The sequence below is a fragment of the Catenulispora pinisilvae genome (assembly GCF_015356865.1).
Taxonomy (GTDB): domain Bacteria; phylum Actinomycetota; class Actinomycetes; order Streptomycetales; family Catenulisporaceae; genus Catenulispora; species Catenulispora pinisilvae.
This window is the reverse complement of record NZ_JAAFZA010000003.1, coordinates 113,474-132,351: the sequence shown is the minus strand read 5'-3', so window position 1 is coordinate 132,351 and position 18,878 is coordinate 113,474. Positions and strand designations below refer to the sequence as shown.

Below are 18,878 nucleotides of genomic sequence, written 5' to 3'. Positions count from 1 at the left end.
CACCGGTGCTGTACCCCTTGGGGCTGACGACGCGACCGTGGGGAACGGACCGCACCACCTCAGGAACCGCCGCCGCTGAGACTGGCTCGACCACCCTATGGAACCGCGCCAGTTCCCCGAGGGAGCCGAGAGCCCCCGCCGGAGGCGCCAGGCTCTTCATCACAGTTTTTGACCTTGATCTGGCTCTTGACCTTGCTGTTGATCTGGCTCTTGCTCTTGCCTGTGCTCGTGTTCTGGCTTGCCGGTGTTGAAGAGGCCTGAGGTGGGGCGGGGTTGTGAACGCGGAAACCGGCAGCCGACAAACACACCCACCGCCCCGAACCCCGAACCGGCACAACCATAACCGAAGGCCGTAAAAAGCCTTGAAACCCACAACCAAACCGCAACCCGGCTCGAGAAACCCCCGATCCGAATACGCTCCGCCCAACAGCTCTGCTCCAACAGCTCCGCCCAAAAACTCCGCCCGCGAACCGACGCTGAATACCTCAGTCCATGGGCGGAGCCACGTCACATCAAGAGCCGTGACACCAAAAGCCGTCACACCAACAGCCATCACACCAAGAGCCGTCAGATCACGGCGCCGCAGCCAGTGCCACATCCAACGCCGAGCGCGGACTCCCGAGCCCGGTGACGAAGTTGTAGCCGGGACCGGCGGTGCACAGCTTCGGGCAGAAGCCGTTGCTCCCCGACACGATCTGGCCCAGTTGGCTCGCCGAGCCGTAGATCGCCCGCTGGGCCGCGCCGGCGGCTGAGGTCAGTTTCGGTGTGCCGGCGGCGGAGCGGAGTTGGTCGGCTGAGGTGATGATCGCTGCCCAGGAGGGGGCGCCGAGGCTGGTGCCGCCGACCTGGAACCAGCCTGACTGGCCCTGGTAGGCATAGCTGTCGTAGACGGACACGCCGGTCGACGGGTCCGCGTCGTAGCTTGCGTCGGGGGTGCCGCGGCCGCCGGTGACGACAGGCTGCTGATATGCGGGGGTGGGCTCCACGTAGCTCTGGCCGCCGCCGCTGCCCGACCAGGCCGTTTCGCTCGTGATGCCGCCGGTCGGGGTCAGCTTGAGAGTGGTGCCGCCGATGGCGATCGTCGCCGGGTTGTAGGCCGGGTAGGAGCCCGGGTTGCCGCGGTCGCCGCTGGAGGCTACGCACACTGAGTCAGTGAGCTGACAGAAGTGGTCGTAGTAGGTCTCGTCGACGAACTCCCCGCCGATTCCCCAGCTCATGCTGATGGCGTCTGGGCGGAGCGCGGCTGCGGTCTGGACGGCATGGAAGAGTGCGGCGAAGGAGCCGGTCGCCGCCTCCTCCAGCACCACCGAGGCCTGCGGGGCGACCGCGTGGATCCACTCGACGTCCATGCTGGTCTCCAGTCCCCAGTCCGGGTCAGGGGTCTGAGTGCTCGGACCGCCGTCGGCGGCCACGGTGAAGGTGAAGCAGTTCGCTGTCACGGTGGCGGTGCAGGTCTGCGGCAGTCCGAACTGGGCGCTGAACTTGTCGACGTCGCCGACGATGTTCGGGTCGCCGGGTGCGTCGACCACGGCCACCGTCTGGCCCGCGCCGGTTCCGTGCAGGCCCAGGTACGCCCTGATGGTCGCGGGGTCGTATCCGGTCGGGGCGGACGTGGTCAGCTGCGGCGCGCCGGTCGCGCTGTAGCCGTGCACCTCGACCTGTGCCGCCGGCTGCGCGAGGCCGATCCGGGCGGCGGCGGCCGCGTCGTCGGACAGCGCGAGTGAGGTCGGACGGGACGGAGCCAGGGGCCGGTTGACCGCCGGTTGCCGGACGGCGTTCGCGGCCGGGGTGCCGGTCAGGCTGTAGACGGCGAGTCCCTTCTGCTGCCCGATGGAATACGGCGGGCCGAACTCTCCGCTCTCCGTGCTGAGCATCTGGTGCTCGAACCAGTTGATCGGCGTCGCGAGCACCGTGCTGCCGCCGGTGACGGACAGCTGGGCGCCGAGGAACAGCCGGTTCTGTGCCAGCGGCATGAGCGGGTTCGGGCCGCCGGACAGTGCCGAGAGCGGGTAGACGGCCACGCCCGCCTCGCCCTCCAACAGCACCGGTGCGCCGCCGGACTCGGCCACGGCCACATCGGATCCGCCGAGCCAGTCCACTGCGATCGGGCCGCCCGGGGCGATCGAGACCACGCCCTGCGAGCCGATCGACACCAGGCCGGCGGTCGGGTCGAGTGAGTAGTTCTCGTGCTGGGCGAGTTCGTCCGCTGTGTCGCTGTAGTCCAGCGCCCCGGTCCGCGCGTCGCGCACGTCGACCCGGCCCTGCCAGGTCTTGGTCGTCCAGGTGAAGGCGGCGCCGTCGGCACCCGCGCCGGCGATGCCCGGCCCGGCTATGACGCCGTTGCGCAGTTGCGCCGCGGAGGTTGTCGTCGGATCGCCGGCCGCGGTCCACACCGCGTGCCCGGTGCCCGCGTCGACACCGACCGCCGCCATCGCCGTCGGCGCCTTGCCCGGCAGCACCTTGCTCTGGTACTCGCTCACCACCATGCCGTCGACGACGGACGCGTCGGAGAAGTAGGACGCGTCAGTAGGCTGATACGTCCACAGCGGCTTGCCGGTGACGGCGTCGAAGGCGGAGAGCCGGTCGGTAGCGCTGACCACGACAGTGCGCCCGCCCACGGAGCCGACCGCCACGTTCCAGGCGTACTGCCCGGGCAATGCCATCCGGTCCAGCACCCGGCCGGTGCGCGCGTCGACCAGGGCCAGGCCGCTGGTCGCCGCGACCGCGAGAACACTGCGGCCGCCGACCTCGGCGGGCACGATCTGGTTCACCGGCCCGCCGACGTCCGCCCGCCACAGCACGCGCGGCACGTCGTCTCCGGCGGTCAGCGAGGCGGCGTCGAGGGCATACACGGCGCCGCTCTCATCGCCGGTGAAGTAGGCGCTCCGCCCGTCGACGGATCCGGCGGCGGCGGTGTCGATCACGCCCGCCAGCGGAGCGCGGCCGACCTGCTCGCCATCGGCGGCCCGGTAGCTCAGCACGTCCTGCTCCGGGGTGATGCCGCGCACGGTGTCGCCGACCGTGGCGAGGGTCAGCGGGTCGGGGACGTCCCCGGAGCGGTCCCAGAGCGGTGCCCCGGTGGCGCCGGAAAAGGCCTGGAGGTCGTCGCCCGCGGTCAGCGGCGAGGACGGGCTCGGCATCGGCGCGCCCGCCCACGATCCGACGACGACCGAAGTGCGGCCCCACCAGTCGGTCGCGACTTCGATCGCGCCGGGCTGCGGCGGGTTCGGGCCGGCGGCGGTGAGAGTGCGCGACCACAGGGTCCGTTGGGCTTCGGGATCGACCGCGGAGATCGTGCCCGCGCTGAAGCTGTAGTACGGCGGCTGCACGTCGTTCGCCGTCGTCACCACACCGGCGACCAGCCACGAGGGTCGGGCCCAGGCTGTCAGCGCACTGATGCTGAGCGCGGTGGGCAGTACGCCGGTGGTGGTCACCTTGCTCACCGCGCGGCCGTCCGAGACGCGAAGCCCGGTCAGGGTGTAGGACAGGCCCTGGGTCGGGTCGGTCTCATCGACGACGGCGAGTTCCCCGCGGCTCTGGTCATATGCCGACAGCACCGGGTATCCGGCCGTGCGCTGGTCCCAGACCACCCGGCCGTGGGAGTCGACGCGCACCACGTGACCGTCCGGCGGGCCGGGCTGGCCGAGGCCGAGCGGAGTGTCGGACCAGCTGACGACGGTGTCCCCGCCGACGGTCTGCAACCCGAGCAGCATGCCCCACTGCGCCTTCGTCGAGTACTGCCACGCCTGGGTCGCGTTCAGCGCACCACGGTCGCCGTGCAGGGTCAGGGCCCGCACATTGCTGACCGAGCCCCAGGCGCCGGGGGCGTTGGGGCTGCTCGGCGGGCCGGACTCGTCGCCGATGAGCAGCGTCCGGCCGGCGATGGCGAGCTGCGGGACGAAGCCCGGGTCGAGCTCGCTGTAGAGGGTCTTGCCGGACCGGGCGTCCAGGACGGTGACGAACGTGCCGACGTGCAGATCGGATCCGGGCACGGTGAACCGGCCGCCGCAGCCGCAGGTAGACGCGCCGAGGTTGATCCCGACGGCCTCGGCGACGGCGATGTCGGTGCTGCCGTCACCGGTGAGGTCCCCGACCGCATACGGGTGGGTGTTGGTCATGGCGAACGGCTCCGCAGTGGTCACCTGGAACGGATTGGCCGGGTCGGTGCCGATCGCCAACTGCGGCGTCACGGTGAAAGTGGCGTTGCCGAAGTCGACGTGCCAGTCGCGGTAGAGCGAGTTGCTGCCGCGCTGCCAGACCGCGCTGCCGTCGGAGCGGACCCGGCTGACGACGCCCTGGCTGAAGAACTCGAGCGAGTCGCCGCCGGGTAGCGGGTCGCTCATCGCGGCCCCCTGAGCGGACTCCACGCTGCCGGAGAGGTTGAGGCCGAGGCTGCCGCCGGCGGCGTTCGCGGTGGTCGACGCGCCCGCGGCCGCCGCGGCCGCGGTGCCCGGCGGGGTGAGGTCGGTCGGGGAGGCCGGGGACGCCGGGGACGGCTGCCCGGTCGCGGACGAGCCGGGGACGTAGGCGTTGGCGGGGTTGAAGCTGGCACCGTTCGCGGCCGCCTGGCGGGCTGCCGACGAGGCGGCGGCTGCGGCTGCGGCGGTTGCCGTGGCTGTGGCTGTGGCTGTGCTTGTCGCCGTCGAAGTGGTCGGGCCGACCGCGGCCCGGGCTGGTCCCGGCGCGGCCAAACCGCCCGGGGCCAAGGCCGCGGTCAGTGCGAGAACCGCACCGACGCTCAACAAATGTCGTATCCGTGCAGATCGCATCAGGCCTACTCCTGGCTGTTCAGGATCCCTTGCGGGCACTCGATTTTCGAGATCACGGTGTCATGGCGGGTTGTGCGCGTGGAAGGGATGGCGGGAGCCTGAAACACGGCGTTGTCGTAAATACGGCGGTGATCTCCATGCTTGAAGCAGTGGGTCTGACCAGCGGGCAACAGGACGTGTACCTGGCGCTACTGGACGGCGGCCCGGCGACCACCGCCGAGCTCCGCGCCCGGGTGGCCGGCGCGCCGGTGGCCTCGGCCCTGGCCACGCTGGAAGCCAAGGGACTGATATCCCGCCTGCCCGGACACCCGGTCCGCTACCGGCCCGCCCGCCCGGACACCGCGGTGGAGGTGCTGGTCCGCTCCCAGGAACAGGAGCTGCAACGGGTCCGCGCCCTGGCCGCCGACCTGATGGAGCGCTTCCGGCTCGGACAGGGCACGGTGGACCCCGCCGAGATCGTCGAGGTGGTGACCACCCGCGAGGCGACCATGCAACGCATGGCCCAGCTGCAACGCAGTGCCCGCACCGAGGTCCGGGCGTTCGACCGGCCGCCCTACGTCGGAGGCCTGGGCACCAACGCGATCGAGTCCGAACTGCTGGCGGTCGGCGTCCACTACCGCTGCGTCTACGACCGGACCGGCCTGGAACTGCCCGGCCGCCTCGGCGCGATCCGCGCCCTGGCGACCGCCGGCGAGCAGGCACGGGTCGCGACCGGCGTGCCGGTCAAGATGTTCCTCGCCGACGACACGGTCGCTCTGATCTCCCTGGACCGCCCGGTCTCCAGCGACAACGCGCTGGTCATCCACCAGTCCTCGCTGCTGGACACGCTGATCGCGCTGTTCGAGTCGGTCTGGGCGAGCGCCGTGCCGCTCCGCTTCGACGCCTCGGGGGCACCGGAGGCGGAGCTGGCCGAGCAGTCCCGCGTCCTGCTGGGCCTGCTGGCCGCGGGTCTGACCGACGCCGCCATCGGCCGCCACATGGGCTGGCACCCGCGCACCGCGCAGCGCCATGTCCGGGGCCTGATGACCGAGCTCGGGGCGCAGACCCGGTTTCAGGCGGGGTTGCAGGCCGCGCGGCGCGGGTGGCTCTAGCGCAAGCACCGACCGGTCAGTGGTGGTATTCGCCGCCGTTGACGTCCAGGGCCTGGCCGGTGACGGCGCGGGCCAGGTCGGAGATCAGGAACAGCACCGCGTCGGCGACTTCGTCCTCCACCGGCAGGCGGCGCAGGTTGATCTTGGCGGCGACCTCGTCGTAGATGTCCTCGACGGTCACGTCGCCGCGTTGCTGGGCCAGGTAGCCGAAGTACCCGCGCAGGGTGTCGCCCCAGATCTGGCCGGGGACCACGGTGTTGAAGCGGACGCCGAGCGGGCCGTATTCGGCGGCGAGGTTCTGCGCCGTCACGTGCAGGGCCGTCTTGATGAGCTTGTACGGGCCCATCGACACCTCGGAGAATCGCTGGACCATGGAGCCGACCATCACGACCGAGCCCTTGTTCTCGGCCAGGGACGGGATCAGCTGCCGGGTCAGCCGCAGCGCGGCGAGCACGTTGGCGTCGAAGGCGGTGGACAGCGCCGCCAGCGGGACCGTGCCGAAGCCCTCGATGGGCGGCATCGCCAGGGCGTTGTAGACCATCGCGTCGACGCGCCCGAACTCCTCCTGGGCCGCCGTCGCCAACTGCTCAGCACTGGCCGGGTCGGTCAGGTCGCACGGTACGGCCAGGGCCCGCCGCCCCAGCGCGGCGACTTCCTTGGCCACCGCGTCGAGCTGCGCGGCGGTACGCGCGGCGAGCACCACGTCGGCCCCCTCCCGCGCGCCGGCCAGCGCGATGGAGCGGCCCATGCCGGATCCGACTCCGGCGACCAGGACGACCTTGTCTTGCATCAGCATATTCGCAGTATCCTTATATATCTGGGTGCCAGGCTGCGCTTCCGATGCGATGCTTCCAGGTTGCCGGCGACGGCGAGGGGGTCGCTGAGCATCTCATGAGGAAAGCCACTACCGCGGCCGCCGCCAACCGGTGATCGTCTTGCCGGCGGCCACGACGGCCGTACCGTCGGGCGCGACGGCGACGCCGTTGACCGGGTCGTTGCCCCCGGTCGCGAGCACGTCGGTGACGGCGCTCGTCTTGCTGTCCCACAAGGTGACGGTGCCGTCGTCGTGCCCGCCGGCCAGGACGCCGCCGGGGCCGAAGGCGATGCACGTCACGCCGGAACCGGCGTTGGCCAGGATCGTGGCGACGGCGCGCGTCCCGACGTCCCAGAGCGTGATCCTGCCGTCGCTGCGCAGGTTCGCCAGGGTCTTGCCGTCCGGGCTGAACGCCAGCGGCTGGGAACGGGGCGAGTTCGTGTCCGCCAAGGTGGCGATCATCGTGCGCGATGAGGGGTCCCACAGTTGGAGGCGTCCGTCCGCGGGGGTGTTGTTCGGATTGCCGTTGCCGGAGGCGGTGGCCACGATGCCGCCGGCCGGGCTGAACACGATCTGCTGGACCCAGCTCGTGTCGCCGGTGGCCATCGTGGCCAGGCTGGTGCGGGTCGACAGGTCCCAGAGCCGGACGGCCGGGGTGTCGTAGGTCGTGGCAAGGATCCGGCCGGCGGGATCGAAGGACACTGAGCCGAGAGCGCCGTTCCACTGCATGGGATTGATGAACGGCAGCGCGGTCTCGGTGCCGTCGGCGATCGTCCACAGGCTGACGGTCCCGTCGCCGTTGGTGACGGCCAGTGTCGCCCCGTCCGGGTGGAACGTCACGGCCAGCGCGCTGGCGAAGTCCGGGTTGAAGGCGGTGGCTTGGGCCAGCGGTATCGACCAGGGATTGACGATCCGGTGGGCGAGGGTCTTCGTGAGGCCCCAGGCCGCACTGTCCCAAAGCCGGACCACGCCGTCCTTCCCGCAGCCGGCCACCTGCGTCCCGGACTGGTTGAAGGCGACCGCCATCGGCCCGGTGCCGGCGCTGTTCGGCAGGACCTGCGCGCCGCTCCACCGCCCGCCCGAAGAGGAGCGCGAGGGCGAGGAACCCGAGGAGTTCAGGGTGAGAACCACGGGGACGGCCGCGGCGCCGAGCACCCCGAGGCCGGCCGCGATGATGCCGCGTCGGCCGATTCTCCGCCGGGAGGAGGTCTCGCCGGTGTCGTAGCCAGTCTCGTAGTCGGTGCCGTAGCCAGTCCCGTAGCCAGTCCCGTAGGCGGTCTCATGGACGGGCTGGACCGGTGGGACGGATTGGAGGGGCTGGACGGCCCCGCGGCCGGGCTCGTACGTCGCTTCGTAGACCTCAGTGGGCATCACAGTGGAAGCGGGCTCGATGGTAGGCGTGGCGATGAATGGCGAGTCGGCCGGCGGTGCGGAGAACACCGTCGACGCGGCCGTGAACCGCGTGCCGGTGGCTGCCAGCATCGTTTGCGCCGCCACCGCGTCCGGACGCCGGGTGGGGTCCTTCTGCAGGAGCGCGACGACCAGCGGCGCCAGCGCCCCGGCGTGCCGTGGCGGATCCGGTTGTTCCAGCGCCACGGCCGACACGGTCGCGGTGGGCGTCGCCCGCTCGAACGGCGAGACGCCCTCGGTCATCTCGTACAGGGTCACGCCGAGCGCGAACAAGTCACCGGCCGGGAAGTCCTTGCCGTTGAGGCGCTCCGGGGACATGTAGTGCAGCGTCCCCATGAGCACCGCCTGGGTGCTCTGCGTGTGCTGCTTGGCGATACCGAAGTCGGTCAGCAGCACCGTGCCGTCGTCGGCGAGCATGACGTTGGCCGGCTTGACGTCGCGGTGCACGATCCCGGCCGTGTGCGCGGCCCCCAGCGCGCCGAGCACCCCGGCCGCGACCCGGGCGGCGGCCTGCGGCCCCAGCCGTCCTCGAACCCTGATCTCCTCGGCCAGGGTGTGCCCCCGGACCAGCCGCATCACCAGCCACGGCGCCTCGTCGTCGGTGACGACGTCGTAGACGGTCACGATGTTCGGGTGATCGCGCAGCTTGGCCGCGCTGCGCGCCTCGTGCTCCGCCAGCGCGACGATGTGCACCCGTTCGGCCCGGTCCACCGACGAGCCGAGCCGGACCTCCTTCAACGCGACCTCGACCCCCAGCCTCTCGTCGAACGCGGCCCACACCCGCCCGAACCCGCCGGTCCCGATCACCGAGGTCAGCCGGAACCGGCCGCCGACCACCCGGTTCGACATCGTCCCCCACTCCTTGCCACCAGCCACTCCGGCCGACAACGGACAGACTACTGATCCGGCTCTGTCGGCGGACGACAACGATGGCCGCTCAAGCTCAAGACCGCATGCCGAGTGATCGGCTTAGCTCAAGGCAATCGTCCCATTTCCCCCGGGGCGCCTACTGACGCGACGGCGACATCGATACGATCTGTAGTCATACGCCTACAGCGTGAGCGATGAGGGGAACGACGTGCCATACCTGGGTCAGATCACCATCACCGGACCGGAACCGGAGTTGGGGCGACGGCAGCACTTCGTTGACGCGTTGGCCGCCGCGATGACCGAGGGCTGGAGATCGTTACGGAAGGTGCTCGACCACCGCATCATCGGCTACCCCGGCGGTGCCGTCATCACGGTGGTCCTGGACGGCGACGGCCTGGACTTCGAAGAGGCCGCGGCCGCACTGGCGTCGTTGGGGCGGCACCTGACGACGTGGAGCCCTGAACTGCTGGCATACCGGCTGCAACAAGTCGAGGTCGCCAAACTGGATCATCGTTGGGACGAGGAGCACTGGCTCCCTCCGCTGGATCACGACCGGGCTGACGACCGGCCGGCGTGGCCGTTGCCGGTCCTGATGGGCGATCCGCTTCAGGAACTGGCCGCCCAGTACCTCGTGGCCGGCGCCGTGCGCTCGGTCTGGGAGCCCGGCAAGCGAGTCAACTACCCGTCGTTCACCGCTCGCGATGTCGCACTCGGCGCCGCCGAATATCCCTGGCACCGGGAAATCACCACCGCATTGGGCGCCATGCTGATCCAGGCGGCCCGGCGCGAGGCCGAAGACAACGACTACGCGCCACTCATCGTCGCCGAGGGCGCGAGCCGCGAGTTCGCCGACGACCTCGTGCAGCGGGCGCGCCAGACCGCGGACGACGCGACCGACGGCTTCGCCGACGACCAGATGCGCGGCCAGCTTCTCCTCCAGTCCTTCGTGGAGGCGCACGAGCTGGGCTGGACGCCCGCGGCCGACGACGACAATCACGACCGCCGCGAAGCGCATCGGAGCGAACTCCTGCGCCAACTTCTGGACGCCGGATTCGGTGCGCTGGCCACGATGTGCGCGGGCTTGCAGGACGTGCGCAGCCCGTGGGAGCTGGCGGTCGAGCTGACCGACGACCCGGTCGTGGCCGTCATCACCGACCTGGAGTCGGACCGTATCGACGAGGACATCGACTCCGATACCTGCGAGGTGTGGGCCGCCGCCACCTCGCACGCCGCGGTCTGGGCCGCCATCCACCGGCCCGACCTACTGGACATCGCAGTCGGCGCCGAACTGCTCGACGACCTCACCGGCAGCATCGACACCCTGCACCAGGTCGTCCACTCCGCACTGGTGATGCTGGGCGACGCGGTGATCGCCGCGGCACTGGAAGACCCGACTCTCCCACCCATCTTGCTGACGCCGATACGGAACTTCATCGCCGCGCAGCGAGCGATCCGCGACGAGGATTACGAGGGCGACGCGATCGACGACATGCATTGCGCCCTGGAAACAGCCCTCGGACACGACGACCCGGGCCCCGAACGGCTGCGTGAAGTCCTGTGCCTCATCACCATCGCCGCACCCCTCACCGGCACCGACGCCAACCCGGAACTCGGGCAGCAGGGATACATCTCCTCGCCGTCGCAGCTATCGTCCGCGCTACTCCGGCACGCCGACGAACACGCCGCACTCGACCTCTCCCCGGAGAGCCACGGCGACGGCGGCGCCCGACTGGCCACGATCGCCGTGCTCGCGGCCCTCGCCCCGGAGGCGGCCGGCGCGATGGCGGCGCAACTTCCGATCCTCGACCAGGCGGACCCGCGGAGCGAGCCGGCGGCCCGGGATCAAGCACTGCGATGGATCCACAACGCCATCGAGCAGACCAACGCCCTCGAAACTGAAGCCTCGCCAGACCCGGACAGCTCGGATGCGCGGCTGGTACTGACCTCGGCGCGCGACCATCGCCCCATTCCCAGCGACTGGCCCGCACGCCGGTTCGTAGCGGCCGCGGCCGAGGCGAGCGCCGCCGTGCTACAACCCATGACGTTGGAGGACGCCGCCGGCGCCATCGAGGTGTTCACGGGAAGCTGACGACTTGAGCATGTATGACTTGAGCATGCACGACGTCATCATCGTCGGCGCCCGTTGTGCCGGCGCCGCCACCGCCCTGCTGCTGGCGCGGCAGGGTGTCAGAGTCCTGCTCACGGACCGCGCCGCGTTCCCCAGCGACACGGTCTCCACGCACCTGCTGCACCCCACCGGCGTGGCACGCCTGCGCGACTGGGGCCTGCTGGATCCGTTGCTGGCCAGCGGCTGCCCGCCGATCGACACCATCAGCTTCCGGGCGGCCGAAGACCTCGTCCTGCGCGGGGCGCCTTATCCCTATGACGGGATCGCGTCGTCGCTGGCGCCGCGCCGGAGCGTGCTCGACGCACTGCTGGTCGAGGCGGCCGTGGCGGCGGGTGCCGAGTTGCGGGAGGGTGTTTCGTTCCAGCAGCTGATCCGGGAGGACGGCCGAGCGGTCGGCGCCGGTTTCGGCGGACGCAGCGGCCGCAGCGGCTTCACGGAGCGGGCCGCGCTGATCATCGGCGCGGACGGTCGACACTCGGCTGTGGCCCGTCAGGTCGGGGCGAAGCCGATCCGTGACGCCGGCACCTTCGGCTGCCAGTTCTACGGCTATTGGCACGGCCTGCCGAACGTGGGCACGCAGATCTTCGTCGGCGGCGGCCAGGCGGTACTGGCGTACCCCACCCACGACGGGCACCATCTCGTCCTGGTCGGCTGGCCGCACGCACGCTTCGCCGAAGTGAAGCAGGACATTGACCGGCACTTCCTCGCCGCGGTCGCCAAGAGCGCCCCGGCTGTCGCCGAACACCTCACCGACGCCGCCCGCTGCGGGCCCGTCTCCGGCTCCGGCGACCTGGGCAACTACGTGCGCGAGTCGTCCGGGCCGGGCTGGGTGCTCGTCGGGGACGCCGCGACGGCGAAGGATCCGGTCACCGCACAAGGCATCGGCGACGCGTTCGCTCAGGCGCAATCGCTGGCCGGCCGCCTGCCCGCGGCGCTCGCCGCAGGCCCGCGGGCCGTGGACGCGGCGACAGCGGCCCACTCCACCGACCGGGAGCGGGACGGCGGCGCGGCCTTCGAGACCACCCTCACGTTCGCGAGGGGCGGCAACTCCGCCGCCCTGCTGCCGGTGCTCCGCAAGGCTGAAGGCCGCCCGGATCTGATCAGCATGTTCTATGGGATCTACGCCGGGCAGGTCACGATGGAGGAGTTCGTCGCGGCGGTCGGGTGAGACGCCGCCTTCCGGATCGGGGAGACCATGGCCACGCCAGCGATACGCCCACGGCGCGTCGACTCCATCAGCAGACGCGTGGTCATCGCCGTTGCCGTCGGCGGGGCCGTGGCACTTGCCGAGGCGGTCAGCGGCAGCCTGGGTCCGCTGTGGCCGGCTATTCCAGCCGGCATGCTGCTCGCGGCTCCCGCATCCGCGCTCATGCCGGTTCTGCGCGCCGGACGGGCCGAGCGGCATGCCGAGCTGAAGCGCTTGGACGACCTGGAGCATGCAGCACGGCATCAGAACCTGGTGGCCATCGATGCGATGTCGGGTACTGAGTTCGAGCTCTTCATCGCCGGCCTATGCCATCGGGACGGCTTCGCGGTGCACCAATCCCGCGGTGGGGCCGGCGATCTCGGCGCCGACGTGATAGCGGATTCTCCTGACGGCCGCCGAGTCGTCATCCAATGCAAGCGCTACAAGCCGGGAAGCGCCGTCCCCGGCCCGGATCTGCAACGTTTCCTCGGCACCGCGCGCCCCATCCACAACGCGGACCTCCCGGTGTTCGTCACCACCGCCTGGCGCTTCACCAAGCAGAGTCGCGAGCTCGCCGCCAGCCAGCACGTCGTCCTCATCGACCGCGACCTGCTCAGCCACTGGAACAACGGCATCAGCCTGGACAAGTACCTGCCCGCCGCGCCTCCGGAGTGATCGCCATACCGCACGTGGACTCGGCCTCGGCGAGCCAGCCGAGGTACCAGTCCGCAAAGCTGACGGGCTCGCCCCGCGCATCGCGCAGCGGCCGCAGATCCTCCAGATCGCAGCGCGGGTCGAACCACATGTGGCCGCGCTCCGGGCCGGTGACGACCAGCCAGACGCGCAGGGCGCAGCCCTCGTGGCACAGGCAGATCGCGCCGGCGGTGTGGTGGGGGTCGTAGAGCAGCGCGGTCAGGCGCGCGTCCCAGGCCTCGTATGCGGGGTCGAAGTCGGCGGGGGTGGGGTAGTCCTCGTCGTCGGGTTGGTCGGCGACTAGCGCCGCGAGCTCCGTCGGGTCGACGGGTCCGGGGAACGGCTCGGCCAGCACAGCGGGATCGGCCGTTTCGCCGCCGTCACCGATCCACCGCCAGGCGCTGGGGACCTCGCCGACGCGCTGGAGGGGGAACAGGCCGTACGCCGGTCCCGCTCCGCCGGCGCCGACTTCCAGAAGGAACGTCCGGTAGTCATGCGGCAGCTCGACGCCGAGCAGGGACTCGACCTCGGCCAGCGCCGCGGCCGTCAGCGGTTCTTCCAGCTCGAATCCATGCCCTCCCGCGCCGAAGACATCGTCGCCGTCCGGCGCGGCGGCCAGTGCCAGGACCCGTTCACGGACACCTGCCCAATCGCTCATGCCGGCCGACCCTACCGGCCGCCGCCGACGCGACGGGTGCCCCGGAGCCGCGGCCCCGGGGCACCCGTCGCGCGATCCACCGCTTCAGCGGAGCAGCGGCTCCAGCGGATCAGCCGGTTCATCAGTTCACTTCGTCAGCCCACTTCATCAGTTCACTGCTTCTCCAGCACCCGGATGTGCCCGGGCCCCTTGCCGCCGACGTCCACGCGCAGACTACTGCTCGGGGCCGAGGCGGCGACCAGCGCCGGCACGAACGCGGCCGCGTCGATCGTGCCCCAGCCGGAGGCGATGTCGAAGCCGGTGCCGGCGCAGTAGCCGGTCACGGTGTCCGTGGAGTTGCAGCCGCTGGTCACGTCCACGACGCCGGAGCCGGTGCCGTTGGGGCCGATGGCGTACAGCGCGGGGTTGATCAGGCCCAGGTCGTGGCCGGCGGACTGGTCGGCCAGGCCGACGATGGCGGCCATCAGCGGGGAGGACTCCGAGGTGCCGGAGGTGCCCTCCATCGTGATGTCCGGCAGGGAGCGGCCGGTGGCGCCGGTGGCGGTGGCGGTGTTCTGCTGCCAGGCCGGGATCCCGAACTCGTGGGAGACGCCGCCGCCGGATTCCGGCCACAGGTCGTCGGGCTGCGTGCGGTTGCCGTTGTCGTCGAGGTAGAGGTCCGTGCCGCCGACCGCGGTGACGTAGGACTCGTCGGCCGGGAAGGAGACCACGCGCTTGCCCCACGGGGTGGTGCCGTCCAACTGCTCCCCGTCGGCGCCGTCGTCGCCGGTGGAGGCCAGGACCGTCACGCCGTTGTCGGTCGCGTTCTTGAAGTGGCTGTCCAGGTCGTGCAGCTGGGCGGAGGTGGCGAAGTCGTCCTCGGGGGTGCCCATGCTCATCGAGATGACGTCGGCGAGGTGGTTGGAGACCGTGTAGTCCATCGCGGACAGCAGCTCCGGGAAGCCGGTGATGCCCTCGGTCTCGCTGACCGGGGTCGCGATGATCAGGATCTTCGCCCCGGGCGCGAGGGTGTGGATCATCGAGATGTCCAGGTCCGTCTCGCCGCCCCAGCTCTGGCAGTCGCTGGTGTTCACACCGGGATCGGTGCAGGCCGGCACCGTGCCGGACGGCGCGATGGTCTGCACGGTCGCCGCCGGCAGGCCGTTGTCCGAGTCGTACTGGTCGAGATAGCTCTGGGCGCTCTTGTCGCCGAACGCCACCAGTGTGGCGATCGTCAGGCCCGTGCCGTCGATGTGGTTCGCGTACAGCGGGGCCACGTCATAGGCCTGCTGTAGGCCGGGCCCGGAGGACTGGAGCGCCTGCTCGACGCGCGCCACCCGGTCCGGGATCGTCGCGGCCGCGCCGATGCGGTTCACCTCGGCGCTGAAGTGGTGGTGCTTGGGGCTGGGGACCTGGTGCGGGACGCTGCCCGGCGCGGCCTGGGCGCCGACGGCGACCGCGAGGGACAGCGCGACCGCGGTCCCGACGGCGGCCATCCTGGCGCCGGCGCGGAAGGCCCGGCGGTCGCCGAGTCCTGATGATGCCCGATGCATGTCTCCTCCTGGAGGTGGCGAGGGAGGTGGCGGAATTGGTACCGGCTATGGACATTGGCAAGAAATGGATCAGAGGGCTACCCAAGGGTTTGCCAAAAATTCTTCAAATCATGTCGCAGGTGATGAAGAGGACGAAAACGCGCGGCGTGTCGGCGGCTCGGGAACAAGCGGTACCCGGACATGCGGGGAAACGGACAGCACGATAGCGTTGACAGTCTGCTAAACAGACTTAGGCAGCCTAGGAGGGCCCCATGTACAAAACCGTCGTCGCCCACCAGGTCCGCAAGGCGTTCGCAGCGCTCAGTGCGGGGAACACCGCCGCCGTCACGAAGGGCCTCGCCGAGGACGCGGTGTACGAATTCGTCGGCGATCACGCGCTCGGCGGGCGCCGGCACGGCCGCGCGCTGATCGAGACGTGGTTCGCCCGGGTGGACCGCCTGATGGGCGGCGGCCGTTTCGAGGTGCGTGACGTGCTGGTCAAGGGCTGGCCGTGGCGGACCCGGGTGATCAGTGTGGTCGACATCGCCGCCGAGGTCGCCGGGGAGCCGTACCGCAACCGGATGCTCCAGATCCTTGACATCCGATGGGGACGCATCGTCGCGATCTACTCCCTGGAGGACACCCAGCTGCTGGCCGGCGCCCTGCACCGGCTGGCCGAAGCGGGCGTCGCCGAGGCGGCGGCCGCGCCGATCGTGGGCTGAGCCGTGCCGCGCACCACCGACTTCTCCGCGATCGTCTGCTCGATCGCCCGCGCGGCGGACGTCGTCGGCCCGTCCTGGGTACCGCTGATCCTGCGCGACGTGTACTGCGGGATCACCCGCTTCGAGGACCTGCGCGCCGACCTGGGGGTGGCACGCGCGGTGCTGTCCGCGCGGCTCACGCAGCTGGCCGACGACGGGCTACTGGAACAGGTGGCGTATCAGGAGTCTCCCTTGCGGCACGAGTACCGGCTCACCCCGATGGGCCTGGACCTGATCCCGGTCCTGATGGCACTGATGGCCTGGGGCGACCGCTGGCTGGACGGCGGCGACGGCGCGCCGATGGCGCTTCGCCACCAGGCGTGCGGTCAGGCGATGACGCCGACAGTGGCCTGCGACCGGTGCGGCGAGCCGCTGGCCGCCGACGGCGTGGATCCGGAACCCGGGCCGGGCGGCCGGACGGGTCCCGGGACGGCGCTGATCGGGTCGGTGGTGATGGGGTCAGTAGTGATGGGGCGGCATCGCGACCAGCGGTCCTGATCAGGGCGTGATCAGGATCTGATCAGGGCGCGTCACCAGTCGTCACTCGGCGTCGGGCTGATCCGGCGGACACAGCGGCAGCGGCCGGCGCGGCACCGTGGCCGCGTGGACGAGCGAGGTGGTGGTGCGGCCGTACGGGGCGAAGCGATCGAGGATCGGCTCAAGGTGCTCGACGGCGCGCAGGTGCGCGATGAAGTAGAGGCAGTCGTCGCCGGTGATCCGGTAGCACTCCACGATCTCCGGGGTCTCCTCGGCGAGCTTGGCGATGCGCGGCAGCTCGCGAACCGCCGGATTGATCCGCACCAGCACGGTGACCGGAAACCCCACGGCGCCCGGGTCCACCGCCGCGTGGTAGCCCGTGATGACGCCGGTCTCTTCGAGCCGCTGGATCCGGTCGGCCACGGCCGGAGCCGACAGGTTCACCCTGCGGCCCAGCTCAGCCAGGCTCAGCCGGGCGTCGATCTGGAGCTCGGCGAGGATGCGACGGTCCACGCCGTCGATTTCCTTGGGTTCGTAGGCCCGCTCCGGCCTGGGCCTGCGGTTCGGCATTCCGCCAGCTTACGGGATGTTCGATCATCTCACCGTGACCGCCGAACTGATTCTCAGCTCGTCACAAGACTCGCCGCAAAACCCGCCGCAAGAGAGGTAACCGAGATGCAGTACACGACGATGGGCCGCTCCGGCCTCAAGGTCTCACGCATCTGCCTGGGCATGATGAGCTACGGAGACCAATCCGGGCGGGACTGGGTCCTCAGCCAGGACGCCGCGGAACCGCTAGTGCGGCGCGCGGTCGAGGCCGGCGTGACGTACTTCGACACCGCCGACATGTACTCGGACGGCGCGAGCGAGCAGGTGACCGGGCGGCTGCTCGGCAAGTTCTTCCCCCACCGCGAAGACTACGTGCTCGCCACCAAGGTGTACTTCCCGATGGGCCCCGGCCCGAACGATCGAGGCCTGTCCCGCAAACACATCCTGGCCGGCATCGACGCTTCGCTGAGCCGCCTCGGTTGCGATTACGTCGACCTGTACCAGGTCCACCGCTGGGACTACGAGACCCCGATCGAGGAGACCATGGAGGCGCTGCACGACGTGGTGCGGGCCGGGAAAACGCGCTACATCGGCGCCTCCAGCATGTACGCCTGGCAGTTCGCCAAGGCGCAGCACACCGCCCGGGCCAACGGCTGGACCCCGTTCCTGTCGGTGCAGAACCACTACAACCTCCTGTACCGCGAAGAGGAACGGGAGATGATCCCCCTCTGCCTCGACCAGGGAGTGGGCATCGTCCCGTGGAGCCCGCTCGCCCGGGGACTCCTCGCCGGCACCCGCGAGCGCGACGGCGAGCGCCACACGCGCCGATCCGGCCTCGACCCGATCGCCGACGACATGTACGGCGCCGCCGACTTCGACGTCGTCGACGCGGTCCGAGCACTGGCCGCCGACCGCGGCTTGCCGCCCGCGCAGGTCGCCTTGGCCTGGCTGCTCGGCCGGCCCGGGGTCACCGCGCCCATCGTGGGCGCGACCAAGGCGAAGCATGTGGACGACGCGGTCGCGGCTGTCGGCGTCGAACTGAGCGGTGAGGAGGTCGCGGGCTTGGAAAGGCTCTACCGACCGCACCGGATCCTCGGACACAGCTAGGACTGTTGGGCTGTTGGGCTGTTGGGGTTCGGAACTTTCGCGGGGAAGCGCCGCCGGCCGGGTGCCCGGCGGCGCCTCGCGGCGTGTTGGTCACATGATGCCGATGGCGAGGCCGCTGTTAGAGCCCGCCGACCTTGACGGGGAACGTCTGGATCGTCGCGATGGTCGTGTCCGGGTTCCCCAGGTCAATGAGGTCGACGGGGTTCTGGAGCTGGTACAAGTCGCCCCGCGGCGGGAACTGGGTCAGCGTGCCGATGAGCTTCGCCGGGTCCTTGGTGGTCAGGATCAGTGGCTCATGGTGGGCGCGGGCGTGGTCGTTCGAGGTTTCGGGATCCTCGATCACCATGGTGAAGCTCAGCACCATGATCTGCTCGTACCTGGGCGGGAAGTTCTGAGTGATCCGCAGGAGGGACTTCGGGTCGACGTCCACATCGTTCTGCTCGATGGTGATCGACCCCCCGGAGGCGGCGCGGGTCCGGGAGCCGGAGCCGCATGATTCGGTGCCGCGCAGTTTCAGACCCCCCTCCGCGACGGTGTCGGTGGTGGCGGCGGCATCCTGCGCGGTGACGTACTCGTCGACGGCCCCAACCGCGTGCGCGTGGCACTGCTGACCGTTGAGAGTGAAGTCGAAGTCGCTCGCCAGGGGCTCGGTACCTTCCGCCCCGACCGGCGGAAGCTCACTGGCTGCCGCGCGGGGCGCCGGGCCGGCAGCGTGCGCCGGGGCCGTCGTGAACGCCAACAGCCCTGCGATGCCGAGCGCGCCGCCGGCCGCCGCGCGCACGCTGGCAGTCCTGAGCCGAGTAATCACTGGTGTCTCCTCCGGGAAGCTTTATCGAAATCAGCGATTCGATCTT

14 protein-coding genes are annotated in these 18,878 nt (G+C 70.6%); 7 read left to right on the top strand and 7 right to left on the bottom strand.

Annotated features, from left to right (window positions below; translation table 11 throughout):
- Positions 1-572: 572 nt before the first annotated feature.
- Positions 573-4,742, bottom strand: coding sequence for an outer membrane protein assembly factor BamB family protein (locus IZR01_RS01970; protein WP_194922639.1), 4,170 nt, complete (start codon positions 4,740-4,742; stop codon positions 573-575).
- Between the two features lie 164 nt (positions 4,743-4,906).
- On the opposite strand from IZR01_RS01970, the gene IZR01_RS01965 reads away from it, so the two are divergent.
- The gene (locus IZR01_RS01965) at positions 4,907-5,860 is read left to right on the top strand and encodes a helix-turn-helix domain-containing protein (RefSeq protein ID WP_194922638.1); all 954 of its coding nucleotides are present in this window, start codon (positions 4,907-4,909) and stop codon (positions 5,858-5,860) included.
- A 16-nt stretch (positions 5,861-5,876) separates the two neighbouring features.
- Here the strand turns inward: IZR01_RS01965 and IZR01_RS01960 are convergent, their stop codons facing one another.
- Together IZR01_RS01960 and IZR01_RS01955 are read right to left on the bottom strand one after the other, a co-directional pair.
- The gene (locus IZR01_RS01960; protein WP_194894920.1) at positions 5,877-6,656 is read right to left on the bottom strand and encodes an SDR family oxidoreductase; all 780 of its coding nucleotides are present in this window, start codon (positions 6,654-6,656) and stop codon (positions 5,877-5,879) included.
- Positions 6,657-6,764: 108 nt separating this feature from the next.
- Positions 6,765-8,933, bottom strand: coding sequence for a WD40 repeat domain-containing serine/threonine protein kinase (locus tag IZR01_RS01955; protein ID WP_194922637.1), 2,169 nt, complete (start codon positions 8,931-8,933; stop codon positions 6,765-6,767).
- 208 nt (positions 8,934-9,141) lie between these two features.
- Here IZR01_RS01955 and IZR01_RS01950 point away from each other — a divergent pair, with 208 nt between their 5' ends.
- From IZR01_RS01950 to IZR01_RS52930, 3 genes are all read left to right on the top strand, one after another.
- A complete protein-coding gene (locus IZR01_RS01950; protein ID WP_194894917.1) occupies positions 9,142-11,043 on the top strand; it encodes a hypothetical protein in 1,902 nt (633 codons plus the stop codon).
- 25 nt (positions 11,044-11,068) lie between these two features.
- On the top strand, positions 11,069-12,250 hold the full coding sequence (locus IZR01_RS01945) for an NAD(P)/FAD-dependent oxidoreductase (RefSeq protein WP_228558808.1): 1,182 nt from the start codon (positions 11,069-11,071) through the stop codon (positions 12,248-12,250).
- A 78-nt stretch (positions 12,251-12,328) separates the two neighbouring features.
- Positions 12,329-12,943, top strand: coding sequence for a restriction endonuclease (locus tag IZR01_RS52930; RefSeq protein ID WP_194922635.1), 615 nt, complete (start codon positions 12,329-12,331; stop codon positions 12,941-12,943).
- On the opposite strand, the gene IZR01_RS01935 is transcribed toward IZR01_RS52930, so the two are convergent.
- Both IZR01_RS01935 and IZR01_RS01930 read right to left on the bottom strand, forming a co-directional pair.
- Positions 12,903-13,619 (bottom strand): SMI1/KNR4 family protein, encoded by a 717-nt coding sequence (locus tag IZR01_RS01935; RefSeq protein ID WP_194922634.1) that lies wholly within the window; start codon positions 13,617-13,619, stop codon positions 12,903-12,905. The two genes, IZR01_RS52930 and IZR01_RS01935, sit on opposite strands and share 41 nt — an antisense overlap.
- Positions 13,620-13,771: 152 nt before the next feature.
- Positions 13,772-15,151 (bottom strand): S53 family peptidase, encoded by a 1,380-nt coding sequence (locus IZR01_RS01930; RefSeq protein ID WP_194922633.1) that lies wholly within the window; start codon positions 15,149-15,151, stop codon positions 13,772-13,774.
- Positions 15,152-15,402: 251 nt separating this feature from the next.
- Here IZR01_RS01930 and IZR01_RS01925 point away from each other — a divergent pair, with 251 nt between their 5' ends.
- Together IZR01_RS01925 and IZR01_RS01920 are read left to right on the top strand one after the other, a co-directional pair.
- Positions 15,403-15,852, top strand: coding sequence for a nuclear transport factor 2 family protein (locus IZR01_RS01925; RefSeq protein ID WP_194894912.1), 450 nt, complete (start codon positions 15,403-15,405; stop codon positions 15,850-15,852).
- Between the two features lie 3 nt (positions 15,853-15,855).
- Complete coding sequence (locus IZR01_RS01920) at positions 15,856-16,389, top strand: winged helix-turn-helix transcriptional regulator (RefSeq protein WP_194894911.1); 534 nt, start codon at positions 15,856-15,858, stop codon at positions 16,387-16,389.
- A 42-nt stretch (positions 16,390-16,431) separates the two neighbouring features.
- Here IZR01_RS01920 and IZR01_RS01915 read toward each other — a convergent pair whose 3' ends face one another.
- The gene (locus tag IZR01_RS01915) at positions 16,432-16,938 is read right to left on the bottom strand and encodes an Lrp/AsnC family transcriptional regulator (protein WP_194922632.1); all 507 of its coding nucleotides are present in this window, start codon (positions 16,936-16,938) and stop codon (positions 16,432-16,434) included.
- A gap of 105 nt (positions 16,939-17,043) precedes the next feature.
- Between IZR01_RS01915 and IZR01_RS01910 the strand changes: the two genes are divergently transcribed.
- Positions 17,044-18,024, top strand: coding sequence for an aldo/keto reductase (locus IZR01_RS01910; RefSeq protein ID WP_194922631.1), 981 nt, complete (start codon positions 17,044-17,046; stop codon positions 18,022-18,024).
- A gap of 118 nt (positions 18,025-18,142) precedes the next feature.
- Here the strand turns inward: IZR01_RS01910 and IZR01_RS49940 are convergent, their stop codons facing one another.
- Positions 18,143-18,832, bottom strand: a complete 690-nt coding sequence (locus IZR01_RS49940; protein WP_228558789.1) for a hypothetical protein — start codon at positions 18,830-18,832, stop codon at positions 18,143-18,145.
- Positions 18,833-18,878 lie beyond the last annotated feature (46 nt).